The following is a 17,919-nucleotide window of genomic DNA, read 5'->3' as shown; positions in this document are numbered from 1 at the left end:
CCCTCTCTTCCATCCCCCACCCGAGGGGGGCTGTGCCGCCTCTTCGCCCGGATGGCCCGCAAATCTCGCGCCGCGCCCGGTGGGCCGCTCACGATCGACCTCAGGCCTGGCGCCCAGGGCCTGTCCTCGAACTCCTGTCGTCCGCCCGAAGCCCCGCAGACGGGAGTGAGAAGACAGGCCCTGGGCCCGGGCCGACCACCACCGCACCCCCTCCCCCAGGCCGGGAGCACCCGCCGGACGCGGCCGTCAAGGGCCCGCCGCGAGCGGCCGAGAGCAGAAAGTGGATCATGACAACTCTGTCCGAACCGCAGCCGAAGCAGCACGAAGAGTCCGACACCCGGCTGAGGGTGGTGCTGATGCTGGAGATCCAGGACGGCGCCCAGCAGCGTTTCCTCGATGTCTACGAGCAGCTGCGCCACCAGGTGGCCGCGGTGCCCGGCCACGTCAGCGACCAGCTGTGCCAGTCCATCAACGACCCCCGCCAGTGGCTGATCACCAGCGAGTGGGAGGACCAGGAGACCTTCCTGGAGTGGGTGGACAGCCCGGCCCACCGCGAGATGGTCAAGCCGATGCACGGCTGCGTCAGCGACAACTTCCGTTCGCTGCGCTACGCCGTCCTGCGCCAGACCTCCGCGGCCGGCTCCACCGGCGACCGGGCGCCGATCGAGGTGCCGCCGGGCATGCCGCGCAGCGAGCCCGCCGGACACGTCGGCCCGCCCAGGGCCGAGCCGGGCCCGGACGGCGTGGTGCGCCACGCGCTGACCTTCACGGTGAAGCCCGGCACCGAGGCCGAGGTCGCCCGCATCCTGTCGGCGTACGCCTCCCCCAAGGCCGAGGTCGACGAGCACACCCGGCTGCACCGCACCTCCCTGTTCATGCACGGCAACCGGGTGGTGCGGGCCGTCGAGGTGGTCGGCAACCTGGGCGACGCGCTGCGCCACGTGGCGATGCAGCCCGAGGTGCGGGCGGTCGAGGAGGAGCTCAACCCGTACCTGGAGGAGGCCCGGCAGTTGGGTGACCCGCAGGCCGCCCGCGCCTTCTTCGCCAAGGCGGCGCTGCCCGCCCGGCACCAGGCGATCGCCAGCTCCCCCACCTCCGGCCGGCTGCACCGGCACGCCGTGCTCTACCCGGTGCGCCCGGGCCGCGGGCAGGCCGTCGCCGAGCTGCTCTTCGACCACGACAACCTCGCCACCGCCGACCCGACCGGCCCGGTCGCGGCGGCCACCGTCTTCCAGCGTGACGACATCGTGGTGCGCCTGGTCGACCTGCGGGTGCCGGCCGAGGCCGACCCGGCCGCCGCGCTCGGAGTGGCGGGTGACCAGGAGGCGGCCGAGCTGGCCGGGATGCTGGAGCTCGGCCCGAACGGTGACCTGCGCACCGTCGCCGGTCTGAGCGCCTTCCTCGCCGCCCGGGCCATGAGCCCGGTCACCGACCGCAGCTCGCTGAGCGACTGACGCCCAGCCGACCCCACCGGAGGAACACCATCATGACCACGCAGTACCCGAGGATCATCAACGTCGACGAGGCCCCGGAGAACCGCCGCCACGGCGCCGAGCTGCGCACCATGCTCACCCCTCCCAGCTGCGGGGCGACCAGCGGCTTCATGGGCCTGGCCATCATCAAGCCCGGGGAGCAGATCAACGAGCACTACCACCCGTACTCCGAGGAGTTCGTGTTCGTCGTCTCCGGCGACCTGGAGGTGGACCTGGACGGGAAGGCGCACCCGCTCAAGCCGGACCAGGGCCTGATGATCCCGATCAACATGCGCCACCGCTTCCGCAACGTCGGCAAGACCGAGGCCCGGATGGTCTTCCACTGCGGCCCGCTCGCCCCGCGCCCCGACCTCGGCCACGTCAGCACCGAGGAGTCGGCGACCTCCGGTCCGCCGGAACACGCCAAGGTGGGCTCGTGACGCGGCGCGTCGCCGTCACGGGGATCGGTGTGGTCGCGCCCGGAGGGATCGGGATCCCGGCCTTCTGGGACCTCCTGACGGCCGGCCGCACCGCCACCCGGGGCATCACTCTCTTCGACCCGACCGGGTTCCGCTCCCGGATCGCGGCCGAGTGCGACTTCGACCCGCAGGCCCACGGGCTCGGCCCCGAGGACGTCCAACGGGCCGACCGCTACGTGCAGTTCGCGATGGTCGCGGCCGCCGAGGCGGTCGCCGACGCCGGGCTGGACCTGGCCGCCGAGGACCCGTGGCGGATCGCCGTCTCGCTCGGCACCGCCGTCGGCGGCACCACCCGGCTGGAGCACGACTACGCCCTGGTCAGCGCCGGCGGGGCGCGCTGGGACGTGGACCACCGGCAGGCCGAGCCGCAGCTGCACCGGGCCTTCGCGCCCAGCACGCTGGCCTCCGCGGTGGCGGAGCGGGTCGGCGCGCACGGCCCGGTGCAGACCGTCTCCACCGGCTGCACCTCCGGCCTGGACGCGATCGGCTACGGCTTCCAGGCGGTCGAGGAGGGGCGCGCCGACATCTGCGTCGCCGGCGCCTCCGACTCCCCGATCTCGCCGATCACCGTCGCCTGCTTCGACGCCATCAAGGCCACCAGCGAGCGCAACGACGATGCGGAGCACGCCTCCCGCCCCTTCGACGCCCACCGGGACGGCTTCGTCCTCGGCGAGGGCGGCGCCGTCCTGGTGCTGGAGGAGCTGGAGCACGCCCGCCGCCGTGGCGCCCGGATCTACGGCGAGGTCGGCGGCTTCGCCACCTTCGGCAACGCGTACCACATGACCGGCCTCACCAAGGAGGGGCTGGAGATGTCCCGGGCGATCGACCACGCGCTCGACCACGCCCGGGTCAACCGCACCGACGTCGACTACGTCAACGCGCACGGCTCGGGCACCAAGCAGAACGACCGGCACGAGACCGCGGCGGTCAAGCGCTCGCTGGGCGACCACGCCTTCGCGACGCCGATGAGCTCGATCAAGTCGATGGTCGGGCACTCGCTCGGCGCGATCGGCGCGATCGAGGTGGTCGCCTGCACCCTGGCGCTGGCCCACGGCGTGGTGCCGCCCACCGCCAACTACGAGACGCCGGACCCGGAGTGCGATCTCGACTACGTGCCGCGCACCGCGCGTGAGCTGCCGCTGAGCCACATCCTCTCGGTCGGCAGCGGATTCGGCGGATTCCAGTCCGCCGTCGTGCTCAACAGAACGGGGTGAATGCCATGACGTCACGTCAGCAGGGCCGCCGGGCGGTGGTCACCGGCCTCGGCGTGGTGGCGCCGAACGGCGTCGGTGCCGACGCCTTCTGGAAGGCCACCAGGCAGGGCGTGAGCGTCCTCGACCGGATATCCCGCGAGGGCTGCACCGACATGCCGCTCAGAGTCGCGGGCGAGGTGCGGGATTTCGATCCGCAGTCGGTGATCGACAGCCGCTTCCTCGTACAGACCGACCGCTTCACCCACTACGCGATGGCGGCCGCCGACCTGGCGGTGGCGGACGCCGGGTTCCGGCCTGATCCCGAACAGCCCTACGCGGTCGGCGTGGTGACCGCGGCCGGCTCCGGCGGCGGCGAGTTCGGCCAGCGCGAGCTCCAGCAACTCTGGGGCCAGGGGCCGCGGTTCGTCGGCCCGTACCAGTCCATCGCCTGGTTCTACGCGGCCAGCACCGGCCAGATCTCGATCCGCGGCGGCTACAAGGGCCCGTGCGGGGTGGTCGCCAGCGACGAGGCCGGCGGCCTGGACGCCGTCGCCCACGCCGCCCGCTCGGTCGAGCGCGGCACCGACGCCGTGGTGGTCGGCGCCGCCGAGGCCCCGTTGGCGCCGTACTCCATGGTCTGCCAGCTCGGCTACCCCGAGCTGAGCCTGGCCGACCGGCCGGAGGCGGCCTACCTGCCGTTCACCGCGCAGGCCTGCGGCTTCGCCCCCGCCGAGGGCGGCGCCATGCTGCTGCTGGAGGACGAGCAGGCGGCCCTGCGGCGCGGCGCCAACGTCCGGGCGTACCTGGCCGGGCACGGCGCCACCTTCACCGGCGCCTCCCGCTGGGAGGAGTCCCGGGAGGGGCTGGCCGCCGCGATCCGGACGGCGCTGGACGAGGCCCGGATCGCGGCGGAGGAGGTCGACGTGGTCTTCGCCGACGCGCTCGGCGTCCCCGCCGCCGACCGGGCCGAGGCCCTGGCGCTGGCCGACGCGCTCGGCCCGGCCGCCGAGCGCGTCCCGGTCACCGCTCCCAAGTCCGGCACCGGAAGGGCCTACTGCGGCGCCCCGATGCTGGACATCACCGCCGCCGTACTGGCCATGGAGGACGGCGTGCTGCCGCCCACCCCCAACGTCACCGAGGTCTGCCACGACCTCGCCCTGGTGACCGGCCGCGCCCGCCCGGCCGAACTGCGCACCGCGCTGGTGCTCAGCCGCGGGCTGATGGGCTCCAACTCCGCGCTGGTGCTCCGGCGTGCGGAGCCGTCCTGAACCCCCCGTACCCCCGATCCGCTGAACCCTGGAAGGGAAACCCGTGAGCAACACCCTCAGCTATCCCGAGCTGGCCGCCCTGCTCCAGGCCCGGGCCGGCGTCACCGTCGCCCCCGAGGACCTGGCGAAGCCGGGCGCCCAGTTCGACGAGTTCGGCGTCGACTCGCTCGGACTGCTCGGCGTCGTCGGCGAGTTGGAGAACCGCCACAGCCTCAAGGTCACCTCCGGCGCCGAATCCGCCAAGACCCCGGCCGAGTTCATGGAGCTGGTCAACAGCTCCCTTTCCGCGAAGGCAGGCGCCTGAGATGCCCGGACACACGGACAACGAGATCATCATCAACGCTCCGCTCGACCTGGTCTGGGAGATGACCAACGACCTGGAGAACTGGCCGGAGCTGTTCAGCGAGTACGCCTCGGTCGAGGTGCTGGAGCGCGACGGCGACCGGGTGCGGTTCCGGCTCACCATGCACCCGGACGAGAACGGCAAGGTGTGGAGCTGGGTCTCCGAGCGCACCACCGACCGATCCTCGCTCGCGGTCAAGGCCCGCCGGGTCGAGCCCGGCCCGTTCGAGTTCATGGACATCCGCTGGGAGTACGCGGAGGTCCCGGCCGGCACCAGGATGCGCTGGATCCAGGACTTCGCGATGAAGCCCACCGCCCCGGTGGACGACGACGGCATGACCGACCACATCAACAGGAACTCCCGGATCCAGATGCAGCTGATCCGCGAGAAGGTCGAGAAGCGGGCGGCCGAGCAGTGACCGACACCCACCGCGCCCTCATCGTCGCCCGGATGAAGCCCGGGGCCGCCCCGGACATCGCCGAGGTGTTCGCCGACTCCGACCGGGGCGAACTGCCGCACCTGATCGGCGTCACCGGCCGCAGCCTCTTCCAGTTCGGCGACGTCTACCTGCATCTGATCGAGGCCGACCGTCCGCCGGGCCCGGCCGTGGCCAAGGTCCTCGGCCATCCGGAGTTCCGGAGCGTCAGCGACCGCCTGACCGCATTCGTCCAGGCCTACGACCCGGCCACCTGGCGCGAGCCGAAGGACGCGATGGCACGAGAGTTCTACCGCTGGGACCGCTGAACCCGGTCCCGTCTGGGCCCGCCCCCGGCCGTGCGCCGGGGGCGGGCCCATGCGCGCGCCCGGGTACCGTCCCGGGCGGCTCAGCCGGGCGCGTACGGCCGGTTGTACGGCCGGGTACGGCGGGGTGCGCGCGGCCGGGTTCGGAGGCGTGGGCGCGGGCGGATCACCGGGGTTCGGCCCTTGGCGCCGCGCGGCCGGGCTCACCCGGGTGCGCACCCGTACCATCCGACACCGCCACGGGTTCACCCGGATCGCCGGGGCAGTCGGGTGAACACCGCCGCAGCACCACCCGAAGGGCTCACAATCCGTGCCCGCTCCGCCACTCTCCGGTGGCACGCGGCCCCGCGGTGGTTGACGGTGGATCAGGCGCCACTTTCCGCGACTCCCCTTGACCGGCACCGTGCCGGCGGTCGCGGTCCGCGCCGGAAGGAATCATCCTCATGCGTTCTGCACGCACGCTGCTCGCCGGAGCGGCTGTCGCCGCCGTCCTCACCGTCGGCGCCCCCATGGCCTTCGCCGACGGTTCCTCGGACCAGGGCAAGAACCTCACCTGGCAGGAGAAGCAGTCGGACAAGGGCGGCTCCGACAGCTCCAGGGGCTACGACGAGCACAAGGGCTCCGACGAGCACAAGGGCTCGGGCGAGCACAAGGGCTCCGACGACAAGGGCTACGAGCACAAGGGCTCGGACGACAAGGGCTACGAGCACAAGGGCGACGACAAGGGCTACGGGGGCAAGGAGGACGAGCACGGCCCGCACGGCGGCGTGCACACCGGCGGCGGCGGCCTGGCGCTGTCCGGCGGCGGCCTCGCCTCCGGCGCGGTGCTGCTGCTCGGCGGCCTCGGGGCGGGCGCGTACGCGCTGCGCCGCGGGCGCCGCACCTCCGGTGCCGCCGCGGTCTGACACCTGACACCGCCGCCTCTGGGCGCCCCCCTGGCGGGTGGGCGCACGGGGGCGGCGGGTCGTTGTGGAGAAAAGGCACGTGCCGAAGGACTTCGAGCGGAGGACAGGAAATGACCGGCGGTCCCGGCTCCGGGTGGACCCGGCTGCTGCGCGGCGGGATGGGCGCTGCGGCGGTCGGCCTGCTGCTGATCTACAACTCGGTGGACACCGGGCCGGGCGGCGGCCCGGTCTCGGGCCAGGCCGCTCCCCCGGCGGCCGTCGCGACCACCTCTCCGGGCCCGGCGGCCGCCGCCGGGCAGACGGCGCCCGCGGCCGCCTCGGGCGTACCGGCGCTCAAGCGTTCCCAGCCGACCCGGCTGCGGATCCCGCAGATCGCCGTGGACGCGCCGTTCACCGAGCTCACCCTCAACCCGGCCGGCCAGCTCAACGCCCCGCCGCCGGACGACAAGAACCTGGTCGGCTGGTACCGCGACGGCGCCTCCCCGGGCGAGCGCGGCAGCGCGGTCGTGGCCGGGCACGTGGACACCACCAAGGGCCCGGCGGTGTTCCTGCTGCTGAGCCTGCTGATCCCGGGCAACAAGGTCGAGGTGAGCCGCGCCGACGGCACCGTCGCGGTGTTCGCCGTCGACTCGGTGGAGACCTTCGCCAAGGACGCCTTCCCCGACAAGAAGGTGTACGGCAAGACGCCGGACGCCCAGCTGCGGCTGATCACCTGCGGCGGGACGTACGACAAGAAGAAGCGGGACTACCTGGACAACGTGGTGGTCTTCGCGCACCTGGAGTCCTCGCACAAGGCCTGAGGCCGGCACGTCGGACGGCCGCTGCTCCCCGGTGGGTCGGGGAGCAGCGGCCGTCGTCGTGTGCCCTCGCGGGCGGCGCCCGGGTCAGACCCGGACGGTGGCCTCGAAGGCGTGCAGGTAGGGGTTGACCGGGCGGACGGCGACGACGTCGAGGCCGGCCTCCTCCATCAGCTGGACCATGCTCTCCTCGGAGTGCTTGGCGCCGCCGACGTTGAGCATCAGCATCAGGTCCATGGCGGTGGTGAAGCGCATCGACGGGCTGTTGTCGACCAGGTTCTCCACCACCACGACCCGGGCGCCGGGACGGGCCACGGCGACCACGTTGGCGAGGGTGCGGCGGGTGCTGTCGTCGTCCCACTCCAGGATGTTCTTGATGATGTAGAGGTCGGCGCGGACCGGGATCGCCTGGCGGCAGTCGCCCGGGACGAGGCGGGCGCGGGCGGAGAAGGCGCCGCCGTCCTGGAGCCGGGGGTCGGCGCCGGCGACGACCTTGGGGAGGTCGAGCAGGGTGCCGTGCAGGGCCGGGTGCTTCTCCAGCAGGCTGGCCAGCACGTGGCCCTGGCCGCCGCCGATGTCGGCCACCGAGTCGATGCCGGTGAGGTCCAGGTACTCGGCGAAGTCCTGGGCGGACTGCCGGCTGGAGGTGGTCATCGCCTTGTCGAAGACCTTCGCCGAGTCGCCCGCGTCGCTGTGCAGGTAGTCGAAGAACTCCTTGCCGAACAGCTCGGGGAAGACGTTGCGCCCGGAGCGCACCGCCTCGTCCAGCTTCGGCCAGGCCTCCCAGGTCCACGGCTCGGTGCACCAGAGGGCGATGTGCCGCAGGGAGTTGGGGGCGTCCTCGCGCAGCAGGCGGGACATCTCGGTGTGCTCGAACTGGTCGTCGCCGGTCTCGGCGAAGAGCCCGTAGCAGGTGAGCGCGCGCAGCAGGCGGCGCAGCTGGCGGGGTTCGGTGTCGAGCCGGGCGGCGAGTTCGGTGACGCCGGCCGGGGTGTCGTCGAGGACGTCGGCGACCCCGAGCCGGGCGGCCGCGCGGACGGCTGCGGCGCAGGCCGCGCCGAAGACGAGCTCGCGCAGCCGCATCGCGGCCTGGGGGGTGGTGTTGACGGGGGCGGTGGTCATGGATGGTCCTTCCCGATCGGGGGCGTCAGCAACGGCCGGACGGCTCGGAGACCGCGCAGGTGTTGCGGGTGAAGGTGTTGGCGGTGCCGGTGTCGCGGTCGGCGAGGTCGGCCGGACCGTTGCCGCTCAGCTTGTTGTCGGCGACGGTCGCCCGGGTGTTGGGGATGCCGACGACGCTCTTGAACAGGACGATGCCGCCGGAGAAGTCCGTCGTGCCGACGTTGTCGCGGACCTCGTTGTCGGTGACCCGGGTGTCCTCGGTGCCGGTGAGCACGATGCCGGCGCCCTGGATGGCGCCGAGGCGCGGGTTGGCCGGGCAGAACTTGTTGTTGCCGACGACCCGGTTCTTCCGGACGTCGAGGTCCCCGGCGCGGGGCACGCCCTCGTCGCCGACCACGAAGACGCCGGCACAGTTGCCGCTGATCTCGTTGCCCTGGACGGTCAGCGCGCGCAGTCGGCGCACGGTGACGCCGACCCGGTTCCCGGAGAGCTCGTTGCCCTCGACGACGGTGCCCCCGGTGTCGGGCGCGCCGCCCTCGCGGTAGGCGTAGTTGGCGAGGAAGACGCCGGACTGGCCGTTGTCGGTCGCGCGGTTGCCGAGGATGGCGGCCTTGGTGGACATCTCCTGGCTGATGCCCTGCTGGCCGTTGTCGTGGACGTAGGTGGCGCGGACGGTCAGACCGGTGGTGCCGCCGGCGTCGATGCCGTTCTTGGCGAAGCCGGTGACGGCGAGGGCCTCGATGGTGACGTCGGACAGCGGGGCCGCCTCGGTGCCGACCACGCAGACGCCGTGGCCGGCGGTGGCGCAGGCGTTCTCGGTGCCGGTCCCGGGGGTGATCACGCTGGCCGGTCCGGCGCCGCGCAGGGTGAGGCCGGGGGTGGTGATGCGGACGCTGCCGCGGTAGGTGCCTGGGAGCAGTTCGACGGTGTCGCCGGGCTTGGCGGCGTCGACGGCCCGCTGGATCGAGTCGCCCGGCCGGACGAGGTGCATGGTGCCGCCGGCGGCGTGGGCCGCGGGTGCGACGGCCAGGGTGGTGAGGGCGGTGGTCAGGGCGGTGGCGGCGGCGGTGGCCGCGGCGAGGTGGTGGACCCGACACATGGACATGAGTGGTGACCTGTCTTTCGGCGTGCGCGTTGGGGCGGCTTGGCGGTTCGGCGGGTGGGACGGGTGAAGCGGTGGGACGGATGGGACAGGTGGGACGGGTGGTGACGATCTTCTGGCTGTTCGGGGAATCGGTCCGACCCGCTGTGCGCGGGTGGTGACGGACGGTGAGTGCGACCGAGTCGACGGTACGGGCGCCCCGCAGGGGCCGCCACCAGGGCTGGGCTGCCGGACTGACGGGGCGTCGGCCGCTGGTGGGACGGCCCGGCGTGGCGTACCCGTCCGCCGGGACGACGGGCCCGCGCGCCGTCGCCGACTCGGCCCGTGGCATCCTCGGGGGCATGAGCACCGCGCCCGCCCCGTCCGCCGCCGCCCGCCGCAACCCGATCGGGGCCCACGTCCCGGTGGCCGGCCGCGGCCTGGCCGGGACGGGTCTGGCGTACGCGGCGAAGGTCGGCGCCGAGACGGTGCAGGTGTTCGTGGCCAACCCGCGCGGCTGGGCCACTCCGGCCGGCAGTCCGGCGCAGGACGAGGCGTTCCGCTCGGCCTGTGCCGAGCTGGGCATCCCGGCCTGGGTGCACGCGCCATACCTGATCAACTTCGGCTCGGACAATCCGGCCACCCGGGAGCGCTCGGCCGACTCGCTGCGGCACTCGCTGCACCGCGGCCACGCGATCGGCGCGCTCGGCGTCGTGCTGCACACCGGCTCGGCCGTCGGCACGGCCCCCGGCGGCGGCTCGCGGCGGGCCGAGGCGATGGCCCAGGTGCGCGCCGACGTCCGGCCGCTGCTGGACGAACTGGACGCGCTCGGCGACGACGCGCCCTGGCTGCTGCTGGAGCCGACCGCCGGCCAGGGCAGCTCGCTCTGCTCGCGGCTGGAACAGCTGGCCGAGTACGTGGAGGCGCTGGACGGGCACCCCAAGGTGGGCGTCTGCCTGGACACCTGCCACGCCTTCGCCGCCGGGCACGACCTGGCCGCGCCCGGCGGGGTGACGGCCGCGCTGGACGCGCTGGCCTCGGCGGCCGGCCCGGGCCGGCTGCGGCTGATCCACGCCAACGACTCGGAGGACGTGGTCGGCGCCCGCAAGGACCGGCACGCCAACATCGGTGCCGGGATGATCGGCGCGGAGCCGTTCCGCGAGCTGTTCGAACACCCGGAGACGGCCGGGGTGCCGCTGCTGGTGGAGACCCCGGACCGCAAGCACGGCGGGGACGGCACCGGACACGCGATGGACATCGCGGTGCTGCGGGAGCTGCGCGAGCGGGCGGCCGTTCCGGCCTGAGACCGCTCCCGGCACCGCAGCGGCGGCCTCCGGGGCGGGCGGGCAGCGCCGAGCCCGGGGGCCGACGGGCGGCCTCCGGGCTCGGGGTGCGGGCGGGGATCAGCAGCCGCAGTCGCTCTCGCTCTCGCTGTGCTCGTGGAAGTTGAACCAGTTGGCGTGCGGGCCGAACAGGCCGACGCCCGCGGAGCCGGACTCCAGGCTCTGGCCGGACTCCTGCGACTGCATCGGCGTGTGGCCCCCCGCCATCGCCGAGGTCGGGACCGCCACGACGGCACCGGCCACGGCAACGATCACGGCGAGCTTGCGGATGTTCCCACGAAGCGACATCTGATGTCCTTTTGGTTCGTCTCTGTGGTCCTCAACCCGGGCCCCCGGACGGCCAGTTCGAGCCGAATCGACGGGGCCGGGCGGCGCCCCACCGGGGAGGCGCCGCGCCAAGGCTGGCACACGGACGCGCAGCCGGGACGCGCGCCGCAACCGGGCTGGGGCATCCGGGTGACACATCTCCCCCGGCCGGAGGAACGCGCCGGACGAAAGCGGTCGTAGGCCGTCGTTCCGGGTCGAACGGCGGCTCGGAGTGCGCCGGACGAGTGCCCGTCCGACCGGCGTGCGACCGCAAGTCTTGCGGTGATCCGCCGGGCTGGATGAACAAATCCCGTCGATTTGGTGCAAGGTACCGCCCGGTCCGAGCATGAACGGTCGCTCCACCGAGCACGAGCAGGACCACGAAAGGCGCACCACCCTCATGCAGACCAGCCCCGCCGCGACCCGGCAGGCGACCCAGCAGGCGGCCCGACCGGGCGGCCCGACCGGTGCGGCCCCGGTCACCCCCGACCCCGCTCCCGCTCCCGCCCCCGTGAAGGGCCGCCGCTTCGGACTGCCGACCGCCACCGCCCTGGTGATGGGCAACATCATCGGCGGCGGCATCTTCATGATCCCGGCCGCCGTGGCGCCGTTCGGGACGGTCAGCCTGCTCGCCTTCGCCGTCCTCACCGTGGGCGCGATCGCGCTGGCGCTGGTCTTCGGACAGCTCGCCCGCCGCAACCCGCGCACCGGCGGGCCGTACGTCTACGCCCGCGAGGCCTTCGGGGACTTCGCCGGATTCCTGTCGGCCTGGTCGTACTGGATCACCACCTGGGTCAGCAACGCCGCGCTCGCCGTGGCCGCCGTCGGCTACCTGGACGTGCTGGTGCCGATCGGCCACAACCGCGTGCTGGAGATCACCACCGCGCTGGCCTTCCAGTGGCTGCCCGCGCTGGCCAACCTGGCCGGCACCCGCTTCGTCGGCGCGGTCCAACTCGTGTCCACCGTCCTGAAGTTCATCCCCCTGCTGCTGGTCTCGGTGGGCGGACTGTGCTTCTTCGACCCGAAGAACATCGGGCCCTTCGACGGCAGCGGCCAGGGCTGGATGGGCGGGATGACGGCCTCCGCGGCGATCCTGCTGTTCAGTTACCTGGGCGTGGAGTCGGCCGCGATGAGCGCCGGGCAGGTCCGCGACCCCGAGCACAACGTCGGACGGGCCAGCGTGCTCGGCACCAGCGGCGCCGCCGTGGTCTACCTGCTCGGCACCCTCGCGGTGTTCGGCACCGTCGCGCACCAGCGACTGGTCGACTCCAGCGCGCCGTTCTCGGACGCCATGAACGCGGTGTTCGGCGGCACCTGGGGCGGCACGGTGATCGCCGTCGCCGCGCTGATCTCGATGACCGGCGCGCTCAACGGCTGGACCCTGCTGGCCGCCCAGGCGCCGTACGCGGCCGCCCGGGACGGGCTGTTCCCGGCCGCCTTCGGCAAGGAGAGGCGCGGCGTGCCGACCTTCGGCGTGATCGTCAGCGTGGCCCTGGCCTCGGTGCTGACCGTCGCCAACTTCGCCAGCGGCGCCAAGGGCGCGTTCGACATGCTGGTGCTGGTCACCACCTTCACCGCCGTCGTGCCCTATCTGCTGTCCACCGCCGCCCGGTTGTACTGGCTGGTCCGCGGCGCCACCGAGAAGGTCGACGGCCCGCACCTGGTGCGCGACGCCGTCCTCGGCCTCGGCGCCTTCGCCTTCTCGCTCTGGCTCCTCGCCGGCGCGGGCTACGCGGCCGTCTACCAGGGCGTGCTGTTCCTGTTCGCCGGCATCCTGGTCTACGTCTGGATGGCCGGCCGCCGCCGGACCCGGCCGGAGGGCGACGCCCGCTGAGCTCCCTGCGGAAGTGGCCCCGGAGCGCGGTGTACCGCGCACCGGGGCCACTTCTCGTGTGCCGGGTGGCGGAGGGGCCCAGGCCGCCGCCGGCGCCCCAGATCCTCGTTCACGCCTGTGCGGCCGTCTGCTTCGCACCCGGCGTGGCGGAGCCCGGAAGGAGCATGAGGCGACTGGCGGTCCGGTTGATGTCGATGGGCAGGGCGTCGCCCCGCAGGCAGTCCGCCAGCGGGCCGTCGGCGACGAGGTAGAGCTTCGCGTCCCGGTCGCACAGGACGTCGACCAGGTTGGCGAAGCGCTGCGCCGCGTCCCTGCTGCCGGACGTCAGCTCCGGCAGTCCGGAGAGCACCCAGGTGCCGAACCGGTCGGCCAGGCCCAGGTAGTCGATGGTGGAGGTGCGCTCGTCGCACAGCTCGTGGAAGTCGAACCAGACGAGGTCGTCGCGCACGGCGCGGGCCACGAGGTCCCGGCCGCCGATGTCGATGCGCTGCCGCTCACCGTCGGTAGGCGGTTCGAGCCCGGCCTCGCGCAGCTGCTGGTCGGTGCCGGGCCAGATGTAGGCCCCGCGCTGGAACTGCGAGCGGGCCGCTCCGGTGGTGCTCTCCGCACGGTAGTCCTGCGGGCCGGCGACCTCCAGGACGTCCAGGTTGCCTTCGAGCAGCTTGATGGTCGGCTCGAACATGTGGTGGTGGACCGGGTTCGGCAGCAGCCCGTCGGGCGGGTAGTTCGAGGTGGTCACCAGGGTGACCTTCTGGTCGAACAGTGAGGTCAGGACGCGGCCCATCATCATGGCGTCGCCCGGGTCGTGCACGTGGAACTCGTCGAAGAACAGCAGCCGGCAGTCGCTCAGCAGCTCGGCGACGGCCAGGTCGCACGCGTTCCGGTCCTTGCGGTGCAGGGCGTAGACGGTGTGGAACTCGCGGAAGAACTCGTGGAAGTGCACCCGGCGCTTGTTCCGCACCGGCAGCGCTTCGTAGAAGACTCCGGTCAGCCAGCTCTTGCCGCGCCCGACCGGCCCCCACACGTAGAGGCCGCGCGGCTGCTTCCCGCCGAAGAAGCGGCGTCGGCCGGACAGCTCGGCGGCGAGCACGGAAAGCCGCTCGGCCGCGGCTTTCTGCGAGGCGTCGAGAACGAAACCCGCTTCCTCGGCTGCGCGCTCGAACTTCTCGATCAACTGACGGCCCCCCGGTTCCGGTCTGAACAATGCCGAAGCCGGTGACGGTTTCTCATCGGCGAGCGGTCGTGATCCTGCCAGATGCCCACGCCCTGCGACAATGCCCTCCCGGGGAGTGATGATCGCCACCGTCGTCGGCCAACCTCGCAGGTGGAACACTGTGCGCCATGGAAGAGCTCGACGAGCGACAGTTGGGCGTCGACGAGATCACGTCGCCCGCACCGACCGGTCACGGGCATCACAACCAGGTGCGTCAAGGGCGGCACAATTCGCGGGCCCGGGCTGCATGTCGTACGGCCGACGCGGAACTTCCGAACCATGTTCGGCACCGAACTGAACCTGGATCAGTTGAGTCAAGCACTGTTCTTCACAGTTGACCTGACGGCCAACCATGCTGTCGCCACGCGGGCCGCATCGGTCGGCCGACCCGACGCGGGTCGACCCGGGCGGCTTCGGCCCGGACGGCCTGTCGAGGCACCGGGCGTCCGGGGGTGTGGTCCGGTGCCCGGTGCCTCGTGTGTCGCCGTTCGGGGCGTCAGTCCGTCGCCGCGGCGCGGCGGCGACGGCGCACGCCGAGACCGGCGGCGCCGGCGGCCAGCAGTGCGGCTCCGAGCGCCGGCAGCTGCCAGGACGTCCAGGGCGACTGCTCGCCCGGGGCGGCGGCCGACGAGGCCGTCGGTGTCTGCGTCCCGGCTCGCGCTTCGGGCTGGGCCTGGGGCGGTGTCCCGGCCTCGGATCCGGCCGTGGATCCGGCCGTGGATCCGGCCGTGGACCCTGTGCCGTCGAACAGACCGAACCCTCCGGCGAGCCCGTTTCGGTCGTAGCCGGACCCGGGGAGCTTGTCCGCGTAGCGGCCGGCCACCAGCTTCTGGTAGGCGGCCAGCGGGAGGCTCTGTTTGCCGCCGAGACCCGTGGTGGCCTCGGTGTTGAGCGGTTCGACGTCGGCGCTCGCGGTGAGGCGGTACCAGGCGTGGATCTGCGGCTCGGTGAAGGTGCGGGCACCGGCCGTGGCCCGTTCGGCGAGCGTGAGCTCGTTGTCGCCGTCCCGGATGCCGGCGATCCGCCAGCCCCCGCGGTTGTCCGGCGGGGCGAGCAGGACCGCGGCCTGGTGACCGTCGGCAGCGCTCACCCGCGAAGCGAGGTAGGACAGCCTGAGCGCGTTCTGCGGTGTCGGCTGGGCCTTGCCCTTCACGAAGTCCACCGACAGCTCGTACATCGGAACCGGGTCCTTGAGCTCGAACGACGGTGGCGCGGCCACCGCGTTCGGGGTGTTCGGCCGACCGCCCGTACTGCCGCCGTCGGCACCGGTCGCGGCACCGGTCCCGGTGCCGGGACCGCCGCCGGGCGAGACCGCGGTCCTCGCGGCGCCGAGGAAGCGGGAGACGGTGTCGTGCGTCCGGCCGGAGTGCAGCAGCTGCTGGGCGGCGCCGTAGTCGGGGGCATCGCCCCCGCTGTCGGCCCGGGCTGTCGTGGTGGCGGCGCCGACGCTCACGAGCGCGGCGGTGGTGAGGGCAACCGCCTTCAGTGTCCTCATGGTTGGTTGTCTCCTCACGCGTGGATGCCGACCCGGGAGTGGGTCCACCGGAACGAGCCGTTGCTGACGTAGGTGTCGAAGTTCCACCAGGTGTACGTCTGCGTGCTGGGCCACGGGTCTCCCACGGCGATCATGTTGCTGGTGCTGTCGTAGCCGTAGATGACGTTCATGTGCCCGCCGCCCGAGGTCCAGCCGATGCGCACCGCGAACGGCCGCCCGTTGGCTATCTCGTTGGTGACCTCGCTGAACGAGGCGTTGCGGTTCAGGTCGTAGCCGCTGTTGCGGAAGCCCATGGCGGACAGGCCGTTGGCCATGTCGTCGAGCGTGGCGGGCCGGTCGTTGCAGTCCAGCCAGCGGCCCTGCTGGGCGAGGCGGCAGAAGTCGTACTGGTTGTACTGGTGGTAACCCCAGTAGGTGGCGACCGTCAGGCCGGACGCGTCCCAGCACCACTGGTCCTGGACCTGCTTCTGCATGGTGATGTCGAGCGCCGTCCAGCTGGTGGGCCGGGTGGAGCCGCAGACCGGCAGGTTCCCGGTGTCCTCGCTGATGAAGGCGTCGGCGACGTAGTAGCCGCCGGACCAGATCCAGCGGTTGTCGTTCTCGACGGTGTCCCCCGTGGTACGGCAGATCATCGGGATGCGGTCGCCCGGCGCGGCCTGACCGGAGACCCGGGCCGAAAGCGAGGGGAGCACACGCTCGTTGACGGTGCTGTAGTTCCCCTGCCCCCCGATGACGGTTCCCTTGACCAGGCCCGCCTGGGCCACGGCGCCGATACCCAGCGCGGCCGCACCGGCCAGCACGGCGCCGGTTGCTGCCACGGCCCATCGGCGTGATTTCCTGCGGTGTCTGCTCATGCGTCAGATCTCACTCCCCGTTAGGTGAAACCGAATGCGGGGGAGTCTGGCAGAGCCGCGTCAGAACCGGAACAAAGGAGTCCGGGGCGCCTTGCGGCCACGCACAGGGACGGCGAGGAGTCATGGGCCAACGGATGCTGCACGAAGGCGACTTGGCGGGCGCCGAGCCAATTGGTCCAGTCCACTGTTATTTTATCGTTATTGTTCCTGAGAAGTCCTTCAGGCTGTGAAATTTCACAGCGTGAGTGCAATGTTACTCACGATGAGGGTTTCAGAAGCGGGGATTCGGAAGTCCGAAGAAGCGCTTATGCGAAGCGAGCGGCGGGACGACCCGACCCGAATAACCCCCCACGAACGGGCCGCCGCCGGGCCCGTCCGTGGTCCTGCCGCACGGGCCCGGCCGGCCACGCGGGCGAGCGGGACGCGCCGGCCGGGCCCTGAGCGACCGCTACCGGGTGGTCGCCGTCGACCAGCGCGGCAACGCCGCCCCGTCAGACCGCCGCGTTACCCGTCAGGGGCGCGGAGGGAGCCGCAGAAGGCCCCGCTGCGGCAGATGACACGACCCTGCGGCCACCAGGATCAGTACCAGTGGTGGTTCTGCCAGAACACCCACGCCTGGTTCGGGCTGCCGTAGCGGCCGTTCATGTACTTCAGCGCCCAGCGCAGCTGGGTGCTGGGGTTGGTTCGCCAGTCGGACCCCTCCGACGCCATCTTGCTGGCGGGCAGCGCCTGCGGCAGGCCGTAGGAGCCGGAGCTGGGGTTGGTGGCGTTGACCCTCCAGCCGCTCTCGTGAGCGATGATCTGGTCGAACGAGGCCAGCTGGTTGGCCGGCACGATCTGCGCGGCCAGCTTCTGCAGGGCGGCGGGGCTGTTGGCGGTGGCGGCCTCCGCCGAGCCGGCGGAGACGGCGGGGACGGCGAGGGTGACGCCGGCCATGACGGCGGCGGCGACGACGCCCTTGAACCGGCGGGTGATCGGGCTGGACAGGCCGAATCGGCTGTTCGCAGACATGCGGTGTTTCCTCTCCCACGCCTACGAGGTGAGCTGTCGGGTTCGGGCTGGAGTTGCCCGGCCGCGCCGAGCGCGGCCTCACCCCTAGCGCTGCCCGGACCGGTCCGGGCAGCGCGACTTACCTGTGGTTCCCCCGCTCCTGCCGCTGATGCTGGTGTTGCGCGTGCCCGCTCGGTCCGGCGACAGGATTCGGCGTTCCGGAGAGTGGGGTTCGTGTGGGGACGAACGAGAGGAAACGTAAACAAACCATCACACGTACGGCAAGGCGGTGTGATGCGTCTCACGCCCAGGCCGAACTCGCAGGCCCGCCCGGCCGGCCGATGGCGGCGGCTCGCGCTCGAACCTGATGCTCCGACACTTCCCCGGGGTCGTACGGAGCGAGGCCGTGCCGGGCCCGGGTGAAGGAATGCCCGGAGATGGAGCAGACCCCTGCCCCCGACCGGAACGGAGTGATCCGTGTCT

At 72.5% G+C, this 17,919-nt stretch carries 18 protein-coding genes and 1 riboswitch; of the genes, 11 read left to right on the top strand and 7 right to left on the bottom strand.

Annotated features, from left to right (window positions below; translation table 11 throughout):
* Window positions 1-287: 287 nt before the first annotated feature.
* The 9 genes from ACZ6Z8_RS21035 (at window position 288) to ACZ6Z8_RS20995 (ending at window position 7,201) form a co-directional block, all read left to right on the top strand.
* Complete coding sequence (locus ACZ6Z8_RS21035) at window positions 288-1,454, top strand: SchA/CurD-like domain-containing protein (RefSeq protein WP_465611551.1); 1,167 nt, start codon at window positions 288-290, stop codon at window positions 1,452-1,454.
* A gap of 32 nt (window positions 1,455-1,486) precedes the next feature.
* Complete coding sequence (locus ACZ6Z8_RS21030) at window positions 1,487-1,912, top strand: cupin domain-containing protein (protein ID WP_465611550.1); 426 nt, start codon at window positions 1,487-1,489, stop codon at window positions 1,910-1,912.
* Window positions 1,909-3,165 carry a beta-ketoacyl-[acyl-carrier-protein] synthase family protein gene (locus ACZ6Z8_RS21025; RefSeq protein ID WP_465611549.1) on the top strand — a complete coding sequence of 419 codons (1,257 nt, stop codon included), beginning with the start codon at window positions 1,909-1,911 and terminating at the stop codon, window positions 3,163-3,165. The genes ACZ6Z8_RS21030 and ACZ6Z8_RS21025 overlap by 4 nt, the downstream gene beginning before the upstream one ends.
* Before the next feature lie 5 nt (window positions 3,166-3,170).
* On the top strand, window positions 3,171-4,412 hold the full coding sequence (locus ACZ6Z8_RS21020) for a beta-ketoacyl synthase N-terminal-like domain-containing protein (protein WP_465611548.1): 1,242 nt from the start codon (window positions 3,171-3,173) through the stop codon (window positions 4,410-4,412).
* Window positions 4,413-4,455: 43 nt separating this feature from the next.
* On the top strand, window positions 4,456-4,716 hold the full coding sequence (locus ACZ6Z8_RS21015) for an acyl carrier protein (protein ID WP_465611547.1): 261 nt from the start codon (window positions 4,456-4,458) through the stop codon (window positions 4,714-4,716).
* 1 nt (window position 4,717) lies between these two features.
* Window positions 4,718-5,173, top strand: a complete 456-nt coding sequence (locus ACZ6Z8_RS21010; RefSeq protein WP_465611546.1) for an SRPBCC family protein — start codon at window positions 4,718-4,720, stop codon at window positions 5,171-5,173.
* 32 nt (window positions 5,174-5,205) lie between these two features.
* Window positions 5,206-5,499, top strand: a complete 294-nt coding sequence (locus ACZ6Z8_RS21005; RefSeq protein ID WP_465611691.1) for a TcmI family type II polyketide cyclase — start codon at window positions 5,206-5,208, stop codon at window positions 5,497-5,499.
* Window positions 5,500-5,939: 440 nt separating this feature from the next.
* The gene (locus tag ACZ6Z8_RS21000; RefSeq protein ID WP_465611545.1) at window positions 5,940-6,401 is read left to right on the top strand and encodes a hypothetical protein; all 462 of its coding nucleotides are present in this window, start codon (window positions 5,940-5,942) and stop codon (window positions 6,399-6,401) included.
* 110 nt (window positions 6,402-6,511) lie between these two features.
* Window positions 6,512-7,201, top strand: a complete 690-nt coding sequence (locus ACZ6Z8_RS20995; RefSeq protein ID WP_465611544.1) for a class F sortase — start codon at window positions 6,512-6,514, stop codon at window positions 7,199-7,201.
* A gap of 84 nt (window positions 7,202-7,285) precedes the next feature.
* Here ACZ6Z8_RS20995 and ACZ6Z8_RS20990 read toward each other — a convergent pair whose 3' ends face one another.
* Window positions 7,286-8,320: a methyltransferase gene (locus tag ACZ6Z8_RS20990; RefSeq protein WP_465611543.1), complete on the bottom strand. Its 1,035-nt coding sequence runs from the start codon at window positions 8,318-8,320 to the stop codon at window positions 7,286-7,288.
* Window positions 8,321-8,345: 25 nt separating this feature from the next.
* Window positions 8,346-9,425 carry a right-handed parallel beta-helix repeat-containing protein gene (locus tag ACZ6Z8_RS20985; protein ID WP_465611542.1) on the bottom strand — a complete coding sequence of 360 codons (1,080 nt, stop codon included), beginning with the start codon at window positions 9,423-9,425 and terminating at the stop codon, window positions 8,346-8,348.
* A gap of 338 nt (window positions 9,426-9,763) precedes the next feature.
* On the opposite strand from ACZ6Z8_RS20985, the gene ACZ6Z8_RS20980 reads away from it, so the two are divergent.
* On the top strand, window positions 9,764-10,705 hold the full coding sequence (locus ACZ6Z8_RS20980) for a deoxyribonuclease IV (RefSeq protein ID WP_465611541.1): 942 nt from the start codon (window positions 9,764-9,766) through the stop codon (window positions 10,703-10,705).
* A 99-nt stretch (window positions 10,706-10,804) separates the two neighbouring features.
* On the opposite strand, the gene ACZ6Z8_RS20975 is transcribed toward ACZ6Z8_RS20980, so the two are convergent.
* A complete protein-coding gene (locus ACZ6Z8_RS20975) occupies window positions 10,805-11,032 on the bottom strand; it encodes a hypothetical protein (protein ID WP_465611540.1) in 228 nt (75 codons plus the stop codon).
* A gap of 418 nt (window positions 11,033-11,450) precedes the next feature.
* On the opposite strand from ACZ6Z8_RS20975, the gene ACZ6Z8_RS20970 reads away from it, so the two are divergent.
* Window positions 11,451-12,884: an amino acid permease gene (locus ACZ6Z8_RS20970; RefSeq protein ID WP_465611690.1), complete on the top strand. Its 1,434-nt coding sequence runs from the start codon at window positions 11,451-11,453 to the stop codon at window positions 12,882-12,884.
* 109 nt (window positions 12,885-12,993) lie between these two features.
* Here the strand turns inward: ACZ6Z8_RS20970 and zapE are convergent, their stop codons facing one another.
* The 4 genes from zapE to ACZ6Z8_RS20950 all read right to left on the bottom strand — a co-directional run bounded on the left by zapE (window position 12,994) and on the right by ACZ6Z8_RS20950 (window position 17,457).
* Entirely contained in the window at window positions 12,994-14,058 is a 1,065-nt protein-coding gene (gene zapE / locus ACZ6Z8_RS20965) for a cell division protein ZapE (RefSeq protein ID WP_465611539.1), read from the bottom strand.
* Between the two features lie 535 nt (window positions 14,059-14,593).
* On the bottom strand, window positions 14,594-15,592 hold the full coding sequence (locus tag ACZ6Z8_RS20960; RefSeq protein WP_465611538.1) for a hypothetical protein: 999 nt from the start codon (window positions 15,590-15,592) through the stop codon (window positions 14,594-14,596).
* A 14-nt stretch (window positions 15,593-15,606) separates the two neighbouring features.
* Entirely contained in the window at window positions 15,607-16,410 is an 804-nt protein-coding gene (locus tag ACZ6Z8_RS20955) for a papain-like cysteine protease family protein (protein ID WP_465611537.1), read from the bottom strand.
* A gap of 615 nt (window positions 16,411-17,025) precedes the next feature.
* Window positions 17,026-17,457, bottom strand: coding sequence for an aggregation-promoting factor C-terminal-like domain-containing protein (locus ACZ6Z8_RS20950; protein ID WP_465611536.1), 432 nt, complete (start codon window positions 17,455-17,457; stop codon window positions 17,026-17,028).
* Between the two features lie 3 nt (window positions 17,458-17,460).
* A riboswitch (cyclic di-AMP (ydaO/yuaA leader) is annotated at window positions 17,461-17,624 on the bottom strand.
* Window positions 17,625-17,919: the final 295 nt, after the last annotated feature.

It is taken from the genome of Kitasatospora sp. NPDC101108, from assembly GCF_055584725.1.
This window is presented reverse-complemented; position numbering and strand designations above follow the sequence as displayed.

What these genes read in the sequence shown, in the direction of transcription:
- ACZ6Z8_RS21035 (WP_465611551.1), top strand. Translation starts at nt 288, where the DNA reads ATGACAACTCTGTCCGAACCGCAGCCGAAGCAGCACGAAGAGTCCGAC.
- ACZ6Z8_RS21030 (WP_465611550.1), top strand. Translation starts at nt 1,487, where the DNA reads ATGACCACGCAGTACCCGAGGATCATCAACGTCGACGAGGCCCCGGAG.
- ACZ6Z8_RS21020 (WP_465611548.1), top strand. Translation starts at nt 3,171, where the DNA reads ATGACGTCACGTCAGCAGGGCCGCCGGGCGGTGGTCACCGGCCTCGGC.
- ACZ6Z8_RS21010 (WP_465611546.1), top strand. Translation starts at nt 4,718, where the DNA reads ATGCCCGGACACACGGACAACGAGATCATCATCAACGCTCCGCTCGAC.
- ACZ6Z8_RS21005 (WP_465611691.1), top strand. Translation starts at nt 5,206, where the DNA reads ATGAAGCCCGGGGCCGCCCCGGACATCGCCGAGGTGTTCGCCGACTCC.
- ACZ6Z8_RS21000 (WP_465611545.1), top strand. Translation starts at nt 5,940, where the DNA reads ATGCGTTCTGCACGCACGCTGCTCGCCGGAGCGGCTGTCGCCGCCGTC.
- ACZ6Z8_RS20995 (WP_465611544.1), top strand. Translation starts at nt 6,512, where the DNA reads ATGACCGGCGGTCCCGGCTCCGGGTGGACCCGGCTGCTGCGCGGCGGG.
- ACZ6Z8_RS20990 (WP_465611543.1), bottom strand. Translation starts at nt 8,320, where the DNA reads ATGACCACCGCCCCCGTCAACACCACCCCCCAGGCCGCGATGCGGCTG.
- ACZ6Z8_RS20985 (WP_465611542.1), bottom strand. Translation starts at nt 9,425, where the DNA reads ATGTCCATGTGTCGGGTCCACCACCTCGCCGCGGCCACCGCCGCCGCC.
- ACZ6Z8_RS20980 (WP_465611541.1), top strand. Translation starts at nt 9,764, where the DNA reads ATGAGCACCGCGCCCGCCCCGTCCGCCGCCGCCCGCCGCAACCCGATC.
- ACZ6Z8_RS20975 (WP_465611540.1), bottom strand. Translation starts at nt 11,032, where the DNA reads ATGTCGCTTCGTGGGAACATCCGCAAGCTCGCCGTGATCGTTGCCGTG.
- ACZ6Z8_RS20970 (WP_465611690.1), top strand. Translation starts at nt 11,451, where the DNA reads ATGCAGACCAGCCCCGCCGCGACCCGGCAGGCGACCCAGCAGGCGGCC.
- ACZ6Z8_RS20960 (WP_465611538.1), bottom strand. Translation starts at nt 15,592, where the DNA reads ATGAGGACACTGAAGGCGGTTGCCCTCACCACCGCCGCGCTCGTGAGC.
- ACZ6Z8_RS20950 (WP_465611536.1), bottom strand. Translation starts at nt 17,457, where the DNA reads ATGTCTGCGAACAGCCGATTCGGCCTGTCCAGCCCGATCACCCGCCGG.